Annotated in this window: 16 protein-coding genes, 1 rRNA gene and 1 pseudogene; 7 read left to right on the top strand and 11 right to left on the bottom strand. The window is 67.1% G+C overall.

Annotated elements, in window-relative coordinates:
• Positions 1-8: 8 nt before the first annotated feature.
• Positions 9-233, top strand: coding sequence for a twin transmembrane helix small protein (locus AC1DOM_RS10480; RefSeq protein WP_498962972.1), 225 nt, complete (start codon positions 9-11; stop codon positions 231-233).
• Between the two features lie 76 nt (positions 234-309).
• Here the strand turns inward: AC1DOM_RS10480 and AC1DOM_RS10485 are convergent, their stop codons facing one another.
• From AC1DOM_RS10485 to AC1DOM_RS10510, 6 genes are all read right to left on the bottom strand, one after another.
• Complete coding sequence (locus AC1DOM_RS10485; RefSeq protein ID WP_498962974.1) at positions 310-1,191, bottom strand: cytochrome c oxidase subunit 3; 882 nt, start codon at positions 1,189-1,191, stop codon at positions 310-312.
• A 28-nt stretch (positions 1,192-1,219) separates the two neighbouring features.
• On the bottom strand, positions 1,220-1,807 hold the full coding sequence (locus tag AC1DOM_RS10490; protein WP_498962976.1) for a cytochrome c oxidase assembly protein: 588 nt from the start codon (positions 1,805-1,807) through the stop codon (positions 1,220-1,222).
• Complete coding sequence (locus AC1DOM_RS10495; RefSeq protein WP_498962978.1) at positions 1,804-1,944, bottom strand: hypothetical protein; 141 nt, start codon at positions 1,942-1,944, stop codon at positions 1,804-1,806. The genes AC1DOM_RS10490 and AC1DOM_RS10495 overlap by 4 nt, the downstream gene beginning before the upstream one ends.
• A gap of 27 nt (positions 1,945-1,971) precedes the next feature.
• On the bottom strand, positions 1,972-3,597 hold the full coding sequence (ctaD, locus tag AC1DOM_RS10500) for a cytochrome c oxidase subunit I (protein WP_498962980.1): 1,626 nt from the start codon (positions 3,595-3,597) through the stop codon (positions 1,972-1,974).
• A 59-nt stretch (positions 3,598-3,656) separates the two neighbouring features.
• The gene (coxB, locus tag AC1DOM_RS10505) at positions 3,657-4,571 is read right to left on the bottom strand and encodes a cytochrome c oxidase subunit II (RefSeq protein WP_498963013.1); all 915 of its coding nucleotides are present in this window, start codon (positions 4,569-4,571) and stop codon (positions 3,657-3,659) included.
• Between the two features lie 101 nt (positions 4,572-4,672).
• Entirely contained in the window at positions 4,673-5,152 is a 480-nt protein-coding gene (locus tag AC1DOM_RS10510) for a DUF2244 domain-containing protein (RefSeq protein WP_498962982.1), read from the bottom strand.
• Between the two features lie 135 nt (positions 5,153-5,287).
• On the opposite strand from AC1DOM_RS10510, the gene putA reads away from it, so the two are divergent.
• Positions 5,288-8,506 (top strand): bifunctional proline dehydrogenase/L-glutamate gamma-semialdehyde dehydrogenase PutA, encoded by a 3,219-nt coding sequence (putA, locus tag AC1DOM_RS10515; RefSeq protein WP_498962984.1) that lies wholly within the window; start codon positions 5,288-5,290, stop codon positions 8,504-8,506.
• A 70-nt stretch (positions 8,507-8,576) separates the two neighbouring features.
• Here the strand turns inward: putA and AC1DOM_RS10520 are convergent, their stop codons facing one another.
• Positions 8,577-9,965, bottom strand: coding sequence for an OmpP1/FadL family transporter (locus AC1DOM_RS10520; RefSeq protein ID WP_498962986.1), 1,389 nt, complete (start codon positions 9,963-9,965; stop codon positions 8,577-8,579).
• A 207-nt stretch (positions 9,966-10,172) separates the two neighbouring features.
• Here AC1DOM_RS10520 and AC1DOM_RS10525 point away from each other — a divergent pair, with 207 nt between their 5' ends.
• A complete protein-coding gene (locus tag AC1DOM_RS10525) occupies positions 10,173-10,865 on the top strand; it encodes a rhomboid family intramembrane serine protease (protein ID WP_498962988.1) in 693 nt (230 codons plus the stop codon).
• On the opposite strand, the pseudogene AC1DOM_RS10530 reads toward AC1DOM_RS10525, so the two are convergent.
• The 3 genes and pseudogenes from AC1DOM_RS10530 to gpmI all read right to left on the bottom strand — a co-directional run.
• Positions 10,751-12,248 (bottom strand): annotated as a pseudogene (locus tag AC1DOM_RS10530) (S41 family peptidase); the annotation flags it as partial. The gene AC1DOM_RS10525 and the pseudogene AC1DOM_RS10530 overlap by 115 nt on opposite strands.
• 97 nt (positions 12,249-12,345) lie before the next feature.
• Entirely contained in the window at positions 12,346-13,575 is a 1,230-nt protein-coding gene (locus AC1DOM_RS10535; RefSeq protein WP_498962990.1) for a murein hydrolase activator EnvC family protein, read from the bottom strand.
• Between the two features lie 11 nt (positions 13,576-13,586).
• Positions 13,587-15,128, bottom strand: a complete 1,542-nt coding sequence (gpmI, locus tag AC1DOM_RS10540) for a 2,3-bisphosphoglycerate-independent phosphoglycerate mutase (protein ID WP_498962992.1) — start codon at positions 15,126-15,128, stop codon at positions 13,587-13,589.
• 113 nt (positions 15,129-15,241) lie between these two features.
• Here gpmI and AC1DOM_RS10545 point away from each other — a divergent pair, with 113 nt between their 5' ends.
• The 4 genes from AC1DOM_RS10545 to AC1DOM_RS10560 all read left to right on the top strand — a co-directional run bounded on the left by AC1DOM_RS10545 (position 15,242) and on the right by AC1DOM_RS10560 (position 18,927).
• Positions 15,242-15,925 (top strand): DUF4097 family beta strand repeat-containing protein, encoded by a 684-nt coding sequence (locus AC1DOM_RS10545; RefSeq protein ID WP_498962994.1) that lies wholly within the window; start codon positions 15,242-15,244, stop codon positions 15,923-15,925.
• A gap of 84 nt (positions 15,926-16,009) precedes the next feature.
• Positions 16,010-17,740: a M28 family metallopeptidase gene (locus tag AC1DOM_RS10550; protein WP_498962996.1), complete on the top strand. Its 1,731-nt coding sequence runs from the start codon at positions 16,010-16,012 to the stop codon at positions 17,738-17,740.
• 25 nt (positions 17,741-17,765) lie between these two features.
• Entirely contained in the window at positions 17,766-18,185 is a 420-nt protein-coding gene (locus tag AC1DOM_RS10555) for an MAPEG family protein (RefSeq protein ID WP_498962998.1), read from the top strand.
• 22 nt (positions 18,186-18,207) lie between these two features.
• Positions 18,208-18,927, top strand: a complete 720-nt coding sequence (locus AC1DOM_RS10560) for a 2OG-Fe dioxygenase family protein (protein ID WP_498963015.1) — start codon at positions 18,208-18,210, stop codon at positions 18,925-18,927.
• Between the two features lie 81 nt (positions 18,928-19,008).
• Here AC1DOM_RS10560 and rrf read toward each other — a convergent pair.
• Positions 19,009-19,121, bottom strand: a 5S ribosomal RNA gene (gene rrf / locus AC1DOM_RS10565).
• Between the last annotated feature and the right edge of the window lie 85 nt (positions 19,122-19,206).

The raw sequence follows: 19,206 nt of genomic DNA on the forward strand, positions 1-19,206 counted from the left end.
CCGTCGCCATGAACGATTCGCTGAAGACCCTGTTGATCATCGCCGTCCTGATACTCATCGTCTGGAACCTCGGCGCGGGGCTGTACTACATGCTCGTGGACAAGGGCACGACCAAGCGCACCGTCAATGCATTGACCAAGCGCATCGCGCTGTCGGTCGCGTTGATCCTGTTCGTGGTCCTGGCCATCTACATGGGCTGGATCACGCCGCACGGCATCGGCCGCGCGCCCTGACCCCGGAGACGGCACGGGCCGGCGCATGGCCGGCCCGCGACGGGAATTGCTTGTGTCGTGACGGCGCGTTCGCGCCTTAGAGCACGTACACGAACAGGAACAGGCCCAGCCACACCACGTCGACGAAGTGCCAGTACCAGGCCACCGCTTCGAACGCGAAGTGGTTCTCGCGGTTGAAGTGCCCCGCGGCGCAGCGGAACCAGATGATCGCGAGCATGATCGTGCCCAGCGTCACGTGCGCGCCGTGGAAACCGGTGAGCATGAAGAACGTCGAACCGTAGATGCCCGAGCCGAGCGTGAGATTGAGCTCGTGGTAGGCGTGGATGTATTCCTTCGCCTGGAAGAACAGGAACGAGGCGCCCAGCAGCACGGTCATGCCGAGGAACAGCAGCAGTTGCTTGCGGTGGCCGGCCTTCAGCGCGTGGTGCGCGATGGTGACCGTGACGCCCGAGGACAGCAGGATCAGCGTGTTGAGCAGCGGCAGGCCCCACGCCGGGATGGTCTGGTATGCACCACCGATCGCGCCCGGGCCGTTGCTCGGCCAGCCGCCGGTGAAGTCCGACCACAGCACCGCGTGCGTGGCGACCTTGTGGCCTTCGCCGGTGAGCCACGGCAACGCGAACTGGCGCGCGTAGAACAGCGCACCGAAGAACGCGGCGAAGAACATCACCTCGGAGAAGATGAACCACACCATCCCCATGCGGAAGGAGGTGTCGACCTGCTTGTTGTAATAGCCGCGCAGCGATTCGCGGATCACGTCGCCGAACCACTTGAACAGGATCGCGGCGAGGAAGGCCAGGCCGAGGAAGAACACCGGCTTGCCCCAGCTGACTTCGTTGAGCCACTGCGCGAAGCCGATCATGGTGGTGAACAGCGCCACCGACGCGATCACCGGCCAGCGGCTGCCGTGCGGCACGTAGTAGACGTTGGTGTCGTGGGACTCGTGGGCTTGGGCCATGACGGGTTTTCCGGGTTTCGTATGAGGCTCAGGGAGCCGCGTGCGGCAGGTTCGATCCACCCTTGGGCGCGTTCAACTGCGCGGTCTGGGTCTCGTTCTTGTAGAAGGTATACGACAGCGTGATCGTGTTGACGTCGGCCGGCAGCGCCGGGTCGACGATGAAGCGCACCGGCATCGCGCGGCCTTCGCCGGCGTCGAGTTCCTGCGCGGTGAAGCAGAAGCATTCGGTCTTGCTGAAATAGCCCGAAGCGCGCGCCGGCGCCACGGAGGGCACGGCATTGCCGACGATCGCGCGCGTGCTGGTGTTGCGCGCGAAATAGCTGGCTTCGTATTGCTGGCCCGGGTGGACCTGCATCGTGGCCTGCTGCGGTTCGAAGGCCCACGGCAGCTTGGAGTTCACGCCGCCGTCGAACACGACGGTCACCGTGCGCTGCGTGTCCGCCTTGCCGCCGAGCGGCGCGGCGATGGCTTCCTTCTCCAGGCGCACGCCGAAGACTTTTTCGCAGGCGATGCGATACAGCGGCACGAGCGAGAAGGTGAACGCGAACGCGCCGAGCGTGACGCCCACCATCTTGCCGACGCCGAATTTCTTCTTGTCGTTGCCGGGCGCGTTCATTTGTTGAGCACCCCCGACAGCAGGAACGCCAGGTACACCGCGAGCGCGACCAGGCCGATGGCCCACGCGGTCACCAGCACGCGCTTGCGGCGGGCTGCGACCTGTTCGGGGCTCAAGGGCTTGGGGGCGTCTTGCATGGTGATCACTTCAGGCGCGAACGGCCGTCAGTCGAAATCCATGTGCGCGAAGTCGCCGTGCGCGAGGTCGCCGTCCTTGATGACCGGCGGCGTCGTGAACGTGTGGTGCGGCGCCGGGGAAGCCACCGTCCACTCCAGGCCGCGCGCGCTTTCCCACACGCGGTCGGTCGCCTTCTCGCCGCTCTTCAACGAGGACCACAGGATGAAGAACATGATGAAGGGCGTGGCGAACATGCCGAACGCGCCGATCGACGACACCAGGTTCCAGTCCGCGAACACCACGTTGTAATCCGGGATGCGGCGCGGCATGCCGGCCAGGCCCAGGAAGTGCTGCGGGAAGAACAGCAGGTTGACGAACACCACCGACCACCAGAAGTGGAACTTGGCGGCGGTCTGCGAATACATGCGGCCCGTCCACTTCGGCCACCAGTAGTACACCGCGGCGATGATGGAGAACACCGCGCCGGTCACGAGCACGTAGTGGAAGTGCGCGACGACGAAGTAGGTGTCGTGGTACTGGAAGTCCGCCGGCACGATCGCGAGCATCAGGCCCGAGAAACCGCCGATGGTGAACAGGATGACGAAGGCGATCGCCCACAGCATCGGGGCTTCGAAGGAGATCGAGCCCTTCCACATCGTGGTGACCCAGTTGAATACCTTCACGCCCGTCGGCACGGCGATGAGCATCGTGGCGAACATGAAGTAGATCTCGCCACCCAGCGGCATGCCCACCGTGAACATGTGGTGCGCCCACACGATGAACGACAGGAACGCGATCGACGCTGTGGCGTAGACCATCGCCTGATAGCCGAACAGCGGCTTGCGCGAGAAGGTCGGGATGATCTCCGAGGCCACGCCGAAGGCGGGCAGGATCATGATGTAGACCTCGGGGTGCCCGAAGAACCAGAAGATGTGCTGGAACATCACCGGGTCGCCACCGCCGGCCGCGGTGAAGAAGCTGGTGTCGAAGAAGCGGTCGGTGAGCAGCATCGTCACCGCGCCGGCGAGCACCGGCATCACGGCGATCAGCAGGAACGCAGTGATCAGCCACGTCCAGCAGAAGATCGGCATCTTCAGCAGGTCCACGCCCGGGGCGCGCATGTTGAGGATGGTGGCGATGATGTTGATCGCGCCCATGATCGAGCTGATGCCCATCATGTGGATGGCGAAGATCGCGAAGGCCAGGTTGCTGCCGCCCTGCAGCGAAAGCGGCGGATACAGCGTCCAGCCGCCGGCGGGCGCGCCGCCCGGCAGGAACAGCGTGCCCAGCAGCAGCGTGAAGGCGAACGGCAGGATCCAGAAGGACCAGTTGTTCATGCGCGGCAGCGCCATGTCCGGCGCGCCGATCTGCAGCGGCACCATCCAGTTGGCCAGGCCCACGAAGGCCGGCATCACGCCGCCGAAGATCATCACCAGCGCATGCATGGTGGTCATCTGGTTGAAGAACTCGGGGTTCACGTACTGCAGGCCCGGCTGCATCAACTCGGCACGGATGACCACCGACATCGCCGCGCCGATGATGAACATGCAGAAGGAGAACAGCAGGTACAGCGTGCCGATGTCCTTGTGGTTCGTGGAGAAGAACCAACGGTCAAGGAAACTCTGCTTGTGTCCGTGGTCGTCGTGGTGGACGGCGGCGTCGTACTGGGCCATGGCCTACCTCAGGTAATGCGCGTGATTCGGTGGGGAACGTCGGGGACCGGTGCGTGCGCTTACTGCGTCACGGGCTCGGCTGCCTCGGGCGTCGGCGTGGTGCTGGCGGTGGCCGGAGCGGTGGTGCTGGCGGTCGCCGGAGCGGCGGCCGGAGCTGTGGCGCTGGCGGCGGCGGGCGCCTGCACGCCGTCCTTCGCCTTCTGCTCGGCAAGCCAGCGCTGGAATTCGGCCTTCGGAACGGCCTTCACGACGATCGGCATGAAGCCGTGGTCCTTGCCGCACAGCTCCGCGCACTGGCCGCGGTAGATGCCGGGGGTGTCGATGTCGGTCCAGGCTTCGTTGATGATCCCGGGGATCGCATCCTGCTTCCAACCCAGCGAGGGCACCCACCAGGCGTGGATGACGTCGTCGGCGGTGATGACGAAGCGGATCTTGGTGTTCACCGGCACGACGAGCATGTTGTCGACGTCGAGCAGATAATGGCGGTCGGCTTCGTTGTTCCAGGACGGCACCTTGCCGGACTGGCGCATCGCGTCGCTGCTCTTGGCAAGGCGGCTGGTGAATTCCACGCCTTCGCCCAGGTATTCGTACTTCCACATCCACTGGTAGCCGGTGACCTTCACCGTCATCTGCGAATTGCGGGTGTCGTACATCGCAATCAGCTTGGCCGTGGCCGGCCATGCCATGCCCACCAGCAGGACGACCGGGACGAGCGTCCAGACGATCTCCAGCTTGGTGCTGTGGGTGAAGCTGACATCGGGCACGGCGCCCTTGGAATGGCGGAACTTCCACATCGCGTAGAACATCGCGCCGAACACCACGATGCCGATGACCACGCAGATCCACAGCGCGACCATGTGGGCGTCGTAGGCCATCCGCGAGGAGTGCGTGACGCCCTCGCGCATGTTGAGCTGCCACGGGTGCGGCGAGGTCGGCTCGACGGCCGGCGTCGCGAACGCGGCGGCCGAAGCCATGAGCGCGAACGCCGCGGCGGCGGCACGGACGGCGATTGCCTTGGCGCCGGAAGGATTGAAGCCTGCTTTCATCGGTACGAGCCCCGCAGCTGAATGCAATGTCATGTCGTCGGTGGGTTCCGGCTGGCCTCGAGCAGCGCCCTCAGGCGCGTGGCGAGTTGCCCGCGTTCACCCGGGCCGAGGAAGGCGCCGACCTCGCAGCGGACTCCGCTGGAGGACAGCACGATCGACTCCCCGTCGCCTTCCACGTCCAGGCGCACCCAAACCGGGTGAGCTCGAAACGCGGGCGCCGGCTGTGCCGACCGCCAAACCTCGACCGCTTCCGGCCCGACCGAAATGATTTCGCGACGCTCTCCCAGCCGCCACGCCCATCGCAGTGCCACCGCCACGAACACGCTGTCGAGCAGCGCGAACGCGGGGGCGAAGACGTTGCCGCTCCACCATCCCAGGCCCGCGACCAGCCACATTGCAGCGGCCAGCGACGCGAACAGGGCGAGGAACTGCCGGGCCGTCAAAGCCCGTCGCGGACGCAACCGCAGTTGCGCACCCGTCCCGACCCCCGACGACACCATCTCGATCATGCCGAACCGCAACCGGTGTGACGCAAAACCGGCTGCGGAAACGGGAAATGGTAGCCCCCGCCGACCATGCGGGGCAAGCCGCGCGGCGTACACGTCGCTACAATATGCGGCTCGCCACGTACCCACGCGGGCCCGATGAATTCGCTTCCCCTCCCCGCGACGGCCGAACGGCCGTTGCTCACGCCGGAATTGCCGGCGTCCCCCGATCCGCTCCGCGCCGCCATCACGGCCGCCTGGGTGCGCGACGAAACGCAACATGTGCGCGAACTGCTTGCGCAGGCCCGCCAGCCCGAAGCCGACAGCCAGGCCATCCAGGCCACCGCCGCCGACCTCGTGCGCCGCGTGCGTGCGCGCGCCGAAGACCAGGGCGCGATCGAAGCCTTCATGCGGCAATACGACCTCGGCAGCGAGGAAGGCGTGCTCCTGATGTGCGTGGCCGAAGCCTTGCTGCGCATTCCCGACCAGGACACCGCCGACAAGCTCATCCGCGACAAGCTGGGCGAAGCGGATTGGAAGCGGCACATGGGCCAGTCCGATTCGATCCTCGTGAACGCGTCGACCTGGGGCCTGATGCTCACCGGGCATCTGGTCGACCTCGCCGACGACACCAAGCGCGACGTCCACAACGCCTTCAAGCGGCTGGTCGGCCGCATCGGCGAGCCCGTCGTGCGCCTGGCCGTGCGCCAGGCGATGCGGATCATGGGCCACCAGTTCGTCATGGGCCGCACGATCGGCGAAGCGCTGTCGCGTTCGCGCAAGGGCGACAACGCGGCGTACCGCTATTCCTTCGACATGCTCGGCGAAGGCGCGCTGACGACGAAGGACGCATTGCGCTACCTCGAGGCCTATCGCGCCGCGATCCACGCGATCGGCACCAGCGGCAAGTTCGTCGGCACCGATGTCTTCGCCGCGCCGTCGATCTCGGTGAAGCTCTCGGCGCTGCACCCGCGCTACGAACTGGCCAAGCGCGCGCGCGTGATGGACGAACTCGTCCCGCGCGTGCTCGAGCTGGCGCAACTCGCGAAATCCCACGGCATCGGCTTCACCATCGATGCCGAGGAAGCCGACCGCCTCGAACTCTCGCTGGACGTCATCGGCGCCGCGTACGAAGACAAATCGCTCGACGGTTGGGAAGGCTACGGCCTGGCCGTGCAGGCCTACCAGAAGCGCGCGCCGTTCGTGATCGACTGGCTCGCCGATCTCGCGCGCCGCACCGGCCGCCGCATTCCCGTGCGCCTGGTCAAGGGCGCGTACTGGGACAGCGAGGTCAAGCGCGCGCAGGTCGATGGCCAGGCCGGCTACCCGGTGTTCACGCGCAAGCCGAACACCGACGTCAGCTACCTCGCCAACGCGCGCCGCATGCTCGCCGCATCCGATGCGATCTATCCGATGTTCGCCACGCACAACGCGCACACGATCGCGGCGATTCACCGCCTCGCGCGCAACGGCGAAACGCGGAAGAACTTCGAGTTCCAGAAACTGCACGGCATGGGCGACGACCTGTACGCCGAAGTCGTGCCGGCCGATCGCCTCGACGTGCCGTGCCGCGTGTACGCGCCGGTCGGTTCGCATGAAGACCTGTTGCCGTACCTGGTGCGCCGACTGCTCGAAAACGGCGCCAATTCCAGCTTCGTCAACCGCATCACCGACGAAAACGTGGCCATCGCCGACCTCGTGAAGGATCCGGTCGAGATCGTCGACGGGTTCGAAACCATTCCACATCCGCGCATTCCGCTGCCGCGCGACGTGTATCGCAGCCAGGCGCACGACATCGCAGACGAACGGGACAATTCCATGGGCCTCAACCTCGCCAACGACGCGCAACTGCGCGCGCTCGCCGAACAGCTCAACGCCGCCGTGACCGGCGACTGGCGCGCGCTTCCGCTCGTTCCGGGCATCACTGCAGGCGGCGCCGACATCGCCGTGACCAATCCCGCCGACCGCCGCGAACAAGTCGGCACGTGGCGCGCCGCGGATGCGGCGACGGTCGAACAAGCGCTGCGCAACGCCGTCGATGCACAGCCGAAGTGGGATGCCACGCCGGCCGCCTCGCGCGCGGCGATCCTCGAACACGCCGCCACGCTGCTGGAAGCGCGCATGCCGCAGTTCATGGCGATGTGCACGAAGGAAGCGGGCAAGACGATTCCCGACGGCGTCGCCGAAGTGCGCGAAGCGGTCGACTTCCTGCGTTACTACGCCGGGCAGGCGCGCAAGCTGTTCGCGCATCCGGAAAAGCTGCCGGGCCCGACCGGCGAATCCAACGAATTGCATCTCGGTGGCCGCGGCGTGTTCGTGTGCATCTCGCCGTGGAATTTCCCGCTCGCGATCTTCCTCGGCCAGGTGGCCGCGGCGCTCGCCGCCGGCAACAGCGTGATCGCCAAGCCCGCCGAACAGACCAACCTCATCGGCTACTACGCGGTGAAGCTGCTGCACGAAGCCGGTGTTCCCGAAAAGGTCGTGCAATTCCTGCCGGGCGACGGCGCGACCGTCGGCGCGGCGCTCACCAAGGATCCGCGCGTGGCGGGCGTGGCCTTCACCGGTTCGACCGACACCGCGCGCGCGATCAATCGTTCGCTCGCCGCGCGCGATGCGGCGATCGGCGTGCTGATCGCAGAAACCGGCGGGCAGAACGCGCTGATCGGCGACTCCTCGGCGTTGCCGGAGCAGTTGATCAAGGATGCGTTGTCGTCGGCGTTCACCTCCGCGGGCCAGCGTTGTTCGGCCGCGCGCGTGCTGTTCGTGCAGGACGACATCGCCGACAAGACGATCGCGATGCTCGCCGGTGCGATGGCGGAGCTGCAGGTCGGCGACCCTGGGTTGTTGTCGACGGACGTCGGCCCGGTGATCGACAAGGACGCGTACTCGATGCTCGAATCGCACGGCAAGCGCATGCGCAGCGAAGCCAAGCTGATCGCCGAAGCGAAGATGGATGCGTCGACGGCGCACGGCACGTATTTCGCGCCGGTGGCCTTCGAGATCGACTCGATCGATCGCCTGCACAAGGAAGTCTTCGGCCCGGCGCTGCACGTCGTGCGCTGGAAGGCCGACGAGCTGGACAAGGTGATCGATGCGATCAACGCGACGGGTTACGGCCTGACGCTCGGCATCCATTCGCGCATCGACGAGACGATCGAGCACATCGTGTCGCGGGTGAAGGTGGGCAATGCCTACGTCAACCGCAACCAGATCGGCGCGGTCGTCGGCGTGCAGCCCTTCGGCGGACAGGGCTTGAGCGGCACGGGCCCGAAGGCCGGTGGTCCGCACTACCTGCCGCGTTTCGGGACCGAGAAGACGGTGACGGTGAACACGACGGCGGCGGGCGGCAACGCTTCGTTGTTGACGCTCGGCGAATGAACGCCGAGCAGTCTGGATAAAAAAAGCCCCGCTTTCGCGGGGCTTTTTCTTTGTTGCGTTGTCGCCTGGATCAGAACTTGTACTGGCCGCTGAGGCCCCACAGGTTCACGTTCGCGTTGTAGCTGCCGAACAGCGTCGTGCCGCTGTTGGCGAGCGACGGGCTCAGCGCGATCTTCGGATCGTCGGTCTTGATGCGCGAGTAACCGGCGGTGACTTCCCAATGTTCGCTCGGGGCCCAGGTGGCGCCCAGCGAGAACCACTGGCGGTCAGCGTCGGGCAGGCGCGGCGTGCGCGTTTCGACGTGCGTCGGCGACTGGTCCTGCGCGTAACCGGCGCGGAAGGTCCACTGGTCATTGAACGCCCACTCGGCGCCGACCGACCAGAACGAGGTGTCTTCCCACGCGAAATCCTCGACGGCCGGGTTCGGCTGCTGCGCCGGGTTCTTGAACTGGATCGCCACTTCCTTGAGCGAAGACCACTGCGTGTACGACCAGTCGCCCATCAGCGTGATGCTGTCGGTGAGGCCGTAGGTGACCGAGACCGTGTCGACCGCCGGGGTCGTCAGCGAAGCCAGCGCGCCGGCATCGATGAACTGGCCCGGGGCGGCGCCGGCGAGCAGCGTGGCGATGCTCGGCGGCAGGGTGAAGTCGGCCGTGCCTTCGATGTCGTGGTCGATTTCCGAACGGTGCGAGAAGCCCAGCGAGAAGTTCTCGTTCGGGTGGATGTGCATGCCCGCGATCCAGCCGATGCCGGTGTCGTCGCCGTTGACTTCGACCGTGCCGTCGTTCTTCTGCGGACCGAACGCGGCGGTCTGCGGGGTCGGCAGGATGCACGCCTGGATGTTGATCTGGCAGACGCGCGAACCGAAGTCGATGGCCTTCGACAGCGTGGCTTCGGCGCGCTCGTACACCAGGCCCATGCCGAAGGAGACTTGGCTGCCGAAGTCGAAGGACGCGGCCAGCGTCAGGTCGTAGGTCTTCACTTCCGACTTGATGGCGGTGTAACGGCCCACCCAGTTGGAGTCGTATTCGGTCTTCAGGCCGAAGGGCGCGCTGACCATGGCGCCGAGCGTAACGCCCGAGTCGCCCATCGGGAACACGGCCGACAGGGCCGGGACCGCGGTGCTGTCGCCGGCGTCGCCGCCGTTGCCGCCGGTCAGGGGCTGCTGCAGGGGCGTGCCCGCGGCAGCGGAGCCGCCGCCGGAGAAGTCGGCCGACAGGTCGATCATGGTGACGTCGGCCTGGATCGCGGCCTTCTTGAACGTCGACATCGCAGCCGGGTTGTTGGCGACGACCGAGGTATCGCCCTTGGCTGCCGCGCTACCCGCGAAGGCACGACCCATCGCCTTGACGCTGTTTTCCTTGAGCTGGAAGCCCGACGCGTGCGCCTGGCCGATCGCAAGACCGCCCGCGACAGCGAGCGCGAGTGCGGAGATGCGAATGACGGTGTTCGTTTGCATTGCGAGTTGTCTCCGGTGACGAATTTTTGGTTTTGGGCTCGGGAGGCTCTGCGGCCTGCACCGGCGCGTGCCGGAACCCCTCCCGACGTACGACGCCGTAGGGAAGATACACAACTCGTTAACTTGTTGCTAACGCCAAACTGCCTATTCCGTAACGAACGCTCGTTCGCTTTTTTGCCCGCGGCATCCCGGTAGGATCGGCCGGCCATGTTCGTCTCCCTCCCCACCCGCCAGAAGCGCGGCCTGCGATGGGCCACGCCCCTGCTGGTCGTCCTGCTGTCGTCCGCCTTCCTGTGGGCGACGATGGGCACGAGCGGCGAGCAGCGGGCGCTCGTGATGGGCTGGGGCGCGCTGTCGGGCGGCTTCATGTCGCCCGACGCCTGGCCCGCCGCGCTGCAGGATGGTCGGGCGCTGCGGCTGGTGACGGCCCTGTTCCTCCACGCCGACTGGGCCCACCTGGTCGGCAACCTGGTGTTCCTGCTGATCTTCGGGCTGCCCGCCGAGCGGGCGATGGGGCCCTGGCGGTTCCTCGGCCTGTTCCTGCTGGGCGGGGCCGTCGCCAACCTCGCCGCGGCGCTGACCATCGGCGCGCCGGACCGGATCATCATCGGTGCGAGCGGCGCGGTGTCGGCGGTGATCGGCGCGTACCTGGCCCTGTTCCCGCGCGCGAAACTCGGCGTGGTGCTGCCGCTGGGGTTGTTCCTCGAATTCGTGCGCGCGCCGGCCTCATTGCTGATCGGCATCTGGGCCTTGCTGCAGGTCGTGTTCGCTTACATCGGGCCGACGCTCGGCTCGGTGGCCTGGTGGGCGCACCTGGCGGGCTTCGCCTTCGGCATTCTCTTCGCCGTGGTGGTGCGTGCGGCGATCGCCCGCCGGCTGCGGCGGCAGCGCGGCTTCTGAGCCGCGCCGGTCGCGTCAGTTTTTCTTCGGCGCCGACGGCGAGGGCGAGGTCACCGCAACGTTCTTCTTCAGTTCGGTCAGCGCGGCCGTGATCGGCGCATCGCCATCGAGCACTTCGCCGGCATTGGAGCCTGCGATTTCCCCATCGCCGTGCAGGTGGCCCGGCAGCGAGGCTTCGCTGTAACCGGCCTTGCCGCCGTTCACTGCATCCTTCGACGGGTGCAACACCACGTCGGGCTGGATGCCGAGCGCCTGGATCGACTTCCCGCTCGGCGTGAAATAGCGCGCCGTGGTGAGCTTGACCGAATCGCCGTTGTCGAGCGGGAGCAAGGTCTGCACCGAACCCTTGCCGAAGGTGCGGCTGCCGACGACGCGCGCGCGATTGTTGTCGCGCAACGCACCGGCCAGGACTTCCGATGCGCTCGCCGAACCAGCGTCGACCAACACGACCACAGGCGCGCCGTTCAATCGATCGCCCGGCGTCGCGCTGAACTCGGCATCGCTCAGCGCCACGCGGCCGCGCGTGCTGACGATCTTGCCCTTGTCGAGCAATTCGTCGGCGATCTGCACCGCGGCGGTGAGCAGGCCGCCCGGGTTGCTGCGCAGGTCGAGCACGAGCCCGCGCAATTTTCCCTTGGCTTCCAGCGTGTCGAGTGCGCGCGAGAAATCGGCGGCGGTGTCGGCCTGGAAGGTCGCCACGCGGACGTAGCCGTAACCGGGTTCGAGCATGCGCGAACGCACGCTGGTCACGCGGATGCGTTCGCGCGTGAGCGTGACATCGAAAGGCTTGGGCTTGCTTTCGCGCACGATGGTCAACACGACCTTCGTGCCCGGCGCCCCGCGCAGCGGCGCGGTGTTGCCATCGGCATCGTCGTCGTCGGCGCTTTCGTCGGAGGGCGAATCGCTCACCGACTTGCCGTCGATGGCGATGATGATGTCGTTGGCCTGGATGCCCGCGCGCGCGGCCGGCGTTTCGTCGATCGGCGAAACCACCTTGAGCGTGCGATCGGGCAGCGTCATCAACTCGACGCCGACGCCGGTGTAGGCGCCCTGCGTCTGTTCGTCGAAGGCGCGCGCGTCGCGCTTGGGCAGGTAGGCGCTGTGCGGATCGAGATCCAGCAGCAGGCCGCGCACCGCCGAATCCATCAGCTTCTTGTCGTCGACCGGATCGACGTAGGCTTCCTTCACCGCGTTGTAGACCCACACGTAACGACGGATTTCGTCGAGCGGAATCCTGGTGGCGCTTTCGGCGGCATCGGGGTCGTCGCTGGTGGAGACCTCTTTTTCCGCCTGTTGTTCCGGCGCCGCGGCCGCAGGTGCCTGTTGCGCGAGTGCGCAGCCCGAAGCGAGCAGCAGCAGGAGGGCGTAAGTCGGAGTGCGCATGTCGGGTTCCGGTGCGTGGGGGCGCGAGAGGTGCGTCCTGATTATGCAAGCGTGGCGCGTTGGCGCGTTAAGAGCGCGTGGCGTTGGTCATCCGGCGTCACTGGCGTTTCAGCCACGCGTCGGGATCCACCGGTTGGCCGTTGCGCCGCAGTTCGAAATACAGCGCCGCGCGGCCCTGCGCGCCGGAGTTGCCGACGCTGGCCAGGCCATCGCCGCGGTGCACGGCGTCGCCGGCATCCTTCAGCAGCGCGTCGTTGTGCGCGTACAGGCTCATGTAGCCATTGCCGTGGTCGACGATGAGGATCAGGCCGTAGCCATTCATCCAGTCGGCGAAGACCACGCGGCCATCGGCGACGGCCTTGACGGTCGTGCCGGCGGGCGCGGCGATCAGCACGCCCTGGCTGGTGCGGCCATCGGGCATCGGGCCGCCATAGCGTGCGAGCAGGCTGCCCGAGACCGGCCAGCTCAGTCCGCCGACCTGGAGTGCGGGGCCGGTGGTGGTGTTCTTGCGCAGCGGCGTGCCGGCACCCGCGGTCGTCTTGTTGCCCGCGGCCTTGGCGGCCTTCGCGGCGGCGCGATCGGCCGCGGCTTTCTCGCGCGCGGCCCGCGCCGCGGCGGCGCGCAATTGCGCGAGCAATTGCTGCAGCGCCTTCGCGTCCTGGCCGAGTGCGCGTTCGCGGCTCGCGCGATCCTTGTATTTCGATTCGATCTGCTCGACCAGCTTCGCGCGGTCGGTGCGCGCGTCCTGCAACGCGGCCAGTTGCGTGCGCTGCGCCTGGCGCGCCGTGTCGAGCGCGGTGCGGCGTTCGACGATCTGCTGCTGGAGCGCGTCGACTTCCTGGATCTGCGCGGTCAGCTCGGAAATGCGTTTCGCGCGATCGCGTTGCGCGTAACGGTGATAGGCGAGCGTGCGCTGCGCCTCGTCCACGGTGTCCTGCGCGAGCAGCGCCTTGAGCGCGGAATCGTCGCCGACCGTGTAGGCCGACCGCACGAGTTGTCGAAGTTCGGTGCGTCGCGCGGCGAGGCCGGCGTCGAGTGTGTCGCGGCGCTGCTGCAGGTCGGCGAGCGCGGCCTGGTCGCGCGCGAGTGCATGTTCGGTGTCGCGCACCGCACGGCCGACGCGCCCCACGGCTTCGTCGGCATCGCGCAACTTGCGCGACGCATCGCCGCGCTGCCCTTCCAACATCCGGCGTTCGGCCGCGACGTCCTTGAGCTCGCTGCGCACTTTCTTCAGTCGTTGCTCGGCGTCCTTGCTGTCCTGCGAAGACGCGGCCCCGGCCGTCAGCGACAGCGCAAGGGCGAGGAGGAACGCGGATGCGTGCTTCAAGCGCGGCGCATTCAATGCGAGCCGATCAGGCTGGCGCCTGTCATTTCGGCCGGTTGCGGGAGGCCGAGCAGGGCGAGCATCGTCGGCGCGACATCGCGCAACGCGCCACCACTGCGCAGCGACGCGATGTGCGGGCCGACGAAGATCAGCGGCACCGGGCCCACGGTATGGGCGGTGTGGGGCTGGCCGGTGTCGGGATCGCGCATTTGCTCGAGGTTGCCGTGGTCGGCGGTGATCAGCAAGGCCCCCCCGGTGCGGCGCACCGCGGCTTCGACCGCACCGATCGCGACGTCCACCGCTTCGGCGGCTTTGATCGCGGCCGCGATGTTGCCGGTGTGGCCGACCATGTCGGGGTTGGCGATGTTGCAGACGATGACATCGAAGGCCTGCGAATCGATCGCCTCGACGAGTTTGGCCGTCAGCTCGGGGCAGCTCATTTCCGGTTGCAGGTCGTAGGTGGCGACTTTGGGGCTCGGGATGAGGATGCGCGATTCGCCCGCATAGGGATCTTCGCGGCCGCCGCTGAAGAAGAACGTGACGTGCGCATATTTTTCGGTTTCGGCGATGCGCAGTTGCGTCAGATTGTTCTCCGCGAGCAGTTCGCCGAGTGTGTGGCGCAGGTCGTCTGGTGCGAACGCGACGGGTGCGTCGAGCTTCGCGTCGTATTCGGTCAGGCACGTGAAGCGCGCCAGTTGCGGGCGGCGCGCGGTGAAGCCGGTGAAGTGCGGATCGACGAAGGCCGCGGCGAGCTGGCGCGCGCGGTCGGCGCGGAAGTTCATGAACACCACGGCATCGCCGTCGTGCATCGGCGTCGCGCCGGCGAGCACGGTCGGCGCGACGAATTCGTCGGTCTCGCCGCGTTCGTAGGCATCGGCGAGTGCTGACAGCGCATCGGTCGCGCGATGGTCGGCGCGCGCTTCGACGATCGCATCCCACGCGCGGCGCACGCGGTCCCAGCGCTTGTCGCGGTCCATCGCCCAATAGCGACCGCCGATGGTGGCGATGCGCGCGTTGCCGAGCGCATCGCACCTGGCCTGCAATGCGACGAGGCTGGCGTGTGCCGATTGCGGCGGCGTGTCGCGGCCGTCGAGGAAAGCGTGGACGCGCACGCGTTCGACGCCGGCCTGTTTGGCCAGGTCGAGCATCGCGAAGATGTGCGTTTCGTGGCTGTGCACGCCGCCCGGCGAGAGCAGACCCATGACGTGCAACGTGCCGCCTCCGGCGCGCACGGCGGCGCAGCTGGCCAGGAGTTCGGCGTTGGTGAAGAAGCTGCCGTCCTCGATGGCGGCGTCCACGCGCGTCAGGTCCTGGTAGACGATGCGGCCGGCGCCGAGGTTCATGTGCCCGACTTCCGAATTGCCCATCTGCCCGTCGGGCAGCCCGACGTGACGGCCTTCGGTGTGGATGAGCGTGTGCGGTTGCGTGGACCAGAGGCGGCGCCAGTTCGGAATGTCGGCCTGGGCCAGGGCGTTGTCGGTGGGGTCCTCGCGATGGCCCCAGCCGTCGAGGATGAGCAGGACGACGGGCTTGGGACGGGAGGGGGCGGCAGGCACGGCAACTCCGGCTGGAACGAAGGACTGTCGAGGATTGTAACGAAGGGGGTTAAACCGAATCCCCCTTCGCCGCATCTGTTCCCGGACACCTGCCCATTTCCAGGATCCGCCCCATGAAGCACGCCCGCCTCACCCTCGCCCTGGCCTTCGCCGTCGCGGCCCTTCCCGCCTTCGCGCAGCACCACGAGGAAATCGACAAGGTCAACGGCAGCATCACGGCGGAGCCGGGCCAGGTCTACGACGACCTGAGCACCGTCAACGGCAGCATCAAGGTCGAATCCAACGCGCAGGCCGACGATGTCGAAACCGTCAACGGCAGCATCGCCGGCGGCGACGGCATCCGCGTGCGTTCGCTCAGCACGGTCAACGGCGGCATCCGCGTCGGCGCGCAGGCGCAGGTGGCCGACACCATCGAAACCGTGAACGGTGGCATCTACGTCGACACCGGCGGCCACGTCGGCGAAGGCATCTCCACGGTCAACGGCGCGATCGGCCTGGTCCAGACCGAGGTCGGCGGCGGCATCGAAACGGTCAACGGCGACGTGACCGTCGGCGTCGGTTCGCACGTGCACGGCGGCATCCACGTGGAAAAGAACAACAACCACGGCTGGTTCCAGATGGGCAAGCAGAAGCCGCCGCGGATCGTGATCGGCCCGAATGCGCGCGTCGATGGCGCGCTGGTCTTCGAACGCGAAGTCGTGCTTTACGTGCACTCCACCGCGAAGGTCGGCCGCATCAGCGGCGCCACGCCGATCGCCTTCAGCACGCAGACCGCGCCGGACGACCGCCGCGACTGATGTTTCCCGCATCGCGGGCCGGCACGGGCCGGCCTGCGATGGGCGTGCTTAAATCCCGGGGTTGCCCTTTCCCGGAGACGGCGGATGCCGAGCACGCAGGTTCGACCCTTGGTGATCGTGTTGGCTGGCGCGATGGCGCTGGCCGGTTGCAACCGCGCGCCGGAGAGCGCCGCTCCTCCTCCGTCCACGCCTCCTGCGGCATCCACCGCGACGGCGCCCGCGCCCGCCTCCACCCACGCGTTCGTCCCCGAGATCGCCGCCGGCGATTTCGCCGAACACGTGCGCGTGCTGTCGTCCGATGCGTTCGAGGGCCGCGCGCCCGGCAGCCCGGGTGAGCAGAAGACCGTCGATTACATCGTCGCGCAGTTCAAGGCGATGGGCCTGCAGCCGGGCAACGCCGGCGAGTGGACGCAGGTCGTGCCGATGACCGAGACCACGGCGAGCGACAAGACGACGATGCAGGTCGTCGTGAAGGGCAAGCCGCACACGCTGAAGTTCGGCCAGGACATGGTGATCGGCACGCGCACGGGGCAGAAGCACGTGAGCGTGCAGGACAGCGACGTGGTGTTCGTCGGTTACGGCGTCGATGCGCCCGAGCAGCAGTGGAACGATTACGCAGGGCTCGACGTGAAGGGGAAGACGGTCGTCATCCTCGTCAACGATCCGGGGTTCCATGCGAACGATCCGACCTTGTTCGAAGGGCGTCGCATGACCTGGTACGGGCGCTGGGTCTACAAGTTCGAAGAAGCCGCGCGCAAGGGCGCGGCGGCGGCGTTGATCGTGCACGACGATGCGGGCGCGTCGTATGGCTGGGATGTCGTGCGGGGTTCGTGGTCGGGCGCGCAGTTCGACTTGCGCGCGAGCGACGATCCGGCGCCGCGTTTGCCGGTGCAAGGCTGGATCACGGGCGAGCAGGCGAAGGCCTTGTTCGCTGATGCGGGCCTGGATTTCGACAAGCTCCGCGCGGCGGCCAACAAGCGCGGCTTCAAGGCCGTGCCGATGGAGGCGAAGGCGTCGGTGGCGTTGGACAGCACGATCGTCGAGAAAACCTCGCGCAATGTGGTGGCGAAGCTGCCGGGCACGGAGCGGCCGGACGAGGCCGTGGTGTACCTGGCGCACTGGGATCACCTGGGCAAGCATCCCGACGAAACCGGCGACAACATCTACAACGGCGCCATCGACAACGCGACCGGCGTGGCGGGCATCATGGAGATCGCAGGGCAGTTCGCGAAAGCGCCGCCCAAGCGCAGCGTCCTGTTCCTCGCGGTGACGCTGGAGGAATCGGGCCTGCTCGGTTCGAAGTATTACGTCGCGCATCCGGCCGTGCCGCTGAAGGACACGGTGGCTGCGATCAACATCGATGCGATGTCGACCTTCGGGCCGTCGAAGGACATCGTGGTGACCGGCCTGGGCAATTCGGAACTCGACGATGTGCTCAAGACGATCGCCGACAAGCAAGGCCGCAAGCTGCATGCCGAAGCGACGCCGGAGAGTGGGTTCTACTTCCGCTCCGACCATTTCAACTTCGCCAAGGCCGGCGTACCGGCGCTGTATGCCGAGGGCGGCGAGGATCTCGTCGCAGGCGGCACCGCGGCGGGGCGCAAGGCGGCGGAGGAATACACCGAGCAGCGGTATCACAAGCCGGCCGATGAATTCGACGCGAACTGGAACCTGAAAGGCACGATACAAGACCTGGACACGCTGTATACGGTGGGCCGCGTGCTCGCCGATGGCACGACGTGGCCGAACTGGCGCGCAGGCAATCCGTTCCGAGCGGCGCGCGATGCGATGCGCGCGGATGCGAAGGCCCCCTGATTCAACCTTCACCGGAGACGCAACGATGACGATGGCCCTGGCGTATTGGTGCGTGTTGGCGGCGGCGTTGTTGCCGTACGTGTGGACGACGGTCGCGAAGTCGGGCGGCGCGCACTACGACAACCGCGATCCGCGCGGTTGGGTCGCGCGGCAGACCGATCCGAAAGTGCATCGCGCGAATTCGGCGCAGCTGAATGCGTTCGAAGCGTTCGCGCCGTTCGCTGCGGGCGTGGTGATGGCGCAATTGGCGGGCGTGCCGGAAGCGCATGTTGCGTGGCTTGCGGTGATCTTCGTCATCAGCCGCGCGCTGCACGGGATCGTGTATTCGCTCGGGATGAAGCATTCGTTGCGCAGCCTGGCGTGGTTCGTCGGGTTCGCGTGCGCCATGGCGTTGATCGTGCTCGCGGCGTTGCATGTCGGCGGCGCGGCACCGGCGGCGGCCTGATGCCGTGAGCGGCACGTTCGCCATGGATGCGGAAGGCGCGCGTTGCGTCGACGTGGTGCGCGAACAGGGGTTCTGCTTCGTGCATGGCGATGCGATGCAGGCGACGCTCGCGGGCGTCGGCGGGCTGGAGGATTGGGCAGGGTTCGCCGCCAGTTGGGAGCAGCTCGGGCCCGATCCTTATCTCGCGCGCACGGGGCGTGCGCGGCGGCGGCGGCATGCGGTGTTCGATGCCACCGCCGATGGCGCCGTGGTGCGCGCGCCGAACCAACCGCATTTCCAGACGTCCGAATACAACGCGCTGCAGGGCGATATCGAGCGGTGGTTCGAGCCGGTGACCGAAGCTGTCGCCGGCGGTGCGTGCTTGCAGACGATCCTGCGCTATTGCGTGGGGTTCTTCGGTGGGCTTGCACCGGATGTCCCGCAATGGCGGATCGAAGTGCATCAGTTCCGCATCGAAGCGCGGCCGGGGGAAGCCGGCGAGCCGACGCCGGAAGGCGTGCACCGCGATGGCGTCGATTACGTGCTCGTGCTGATGGTCGATCGGCGGAACATCGAAAGCGGCACCACGACGATCCACCTGGCCGATGGGACGGAGCTCGGGTCGTTCACGTTGCGCGATGCGTTCGACGCGGCGCTTGTCGACGATGCGCGCGTCTTCCACGGTGTGACGGCGGTGACGGCGCTGGATCCGGCCGAACCCGCGCATCGCGATGTATTGGTGGTGACGCTCAAAGGCGCCTGAAACGAGGGGGTGTTAGTTCCCCGTAAGTTCCAACCGCCCAAAGAAAAACCCCGCCATTGCTGGCGGGGTTTGGGTATAAGGCCCTGGCGATGACCTACTCTTGCATGCGGATGCACACTACCATCGGCGCGGCTGCGTTTCACTTCCGAGTTCGGAATGGGATCGGGTGGTGCCACAGCGCTATTGTCACCAGGGAGAGGGTGGAGGGTCGCGGTTCAATCGAAGGGATTGATCGCGCTCACGCTCTCAAGGGGTGGGACGTAGCGAGTTTTGGTGGAG

The sequence above is a fragment of the Lysobacter sp. P5_B12 genome, assembly GCF_056400425.1.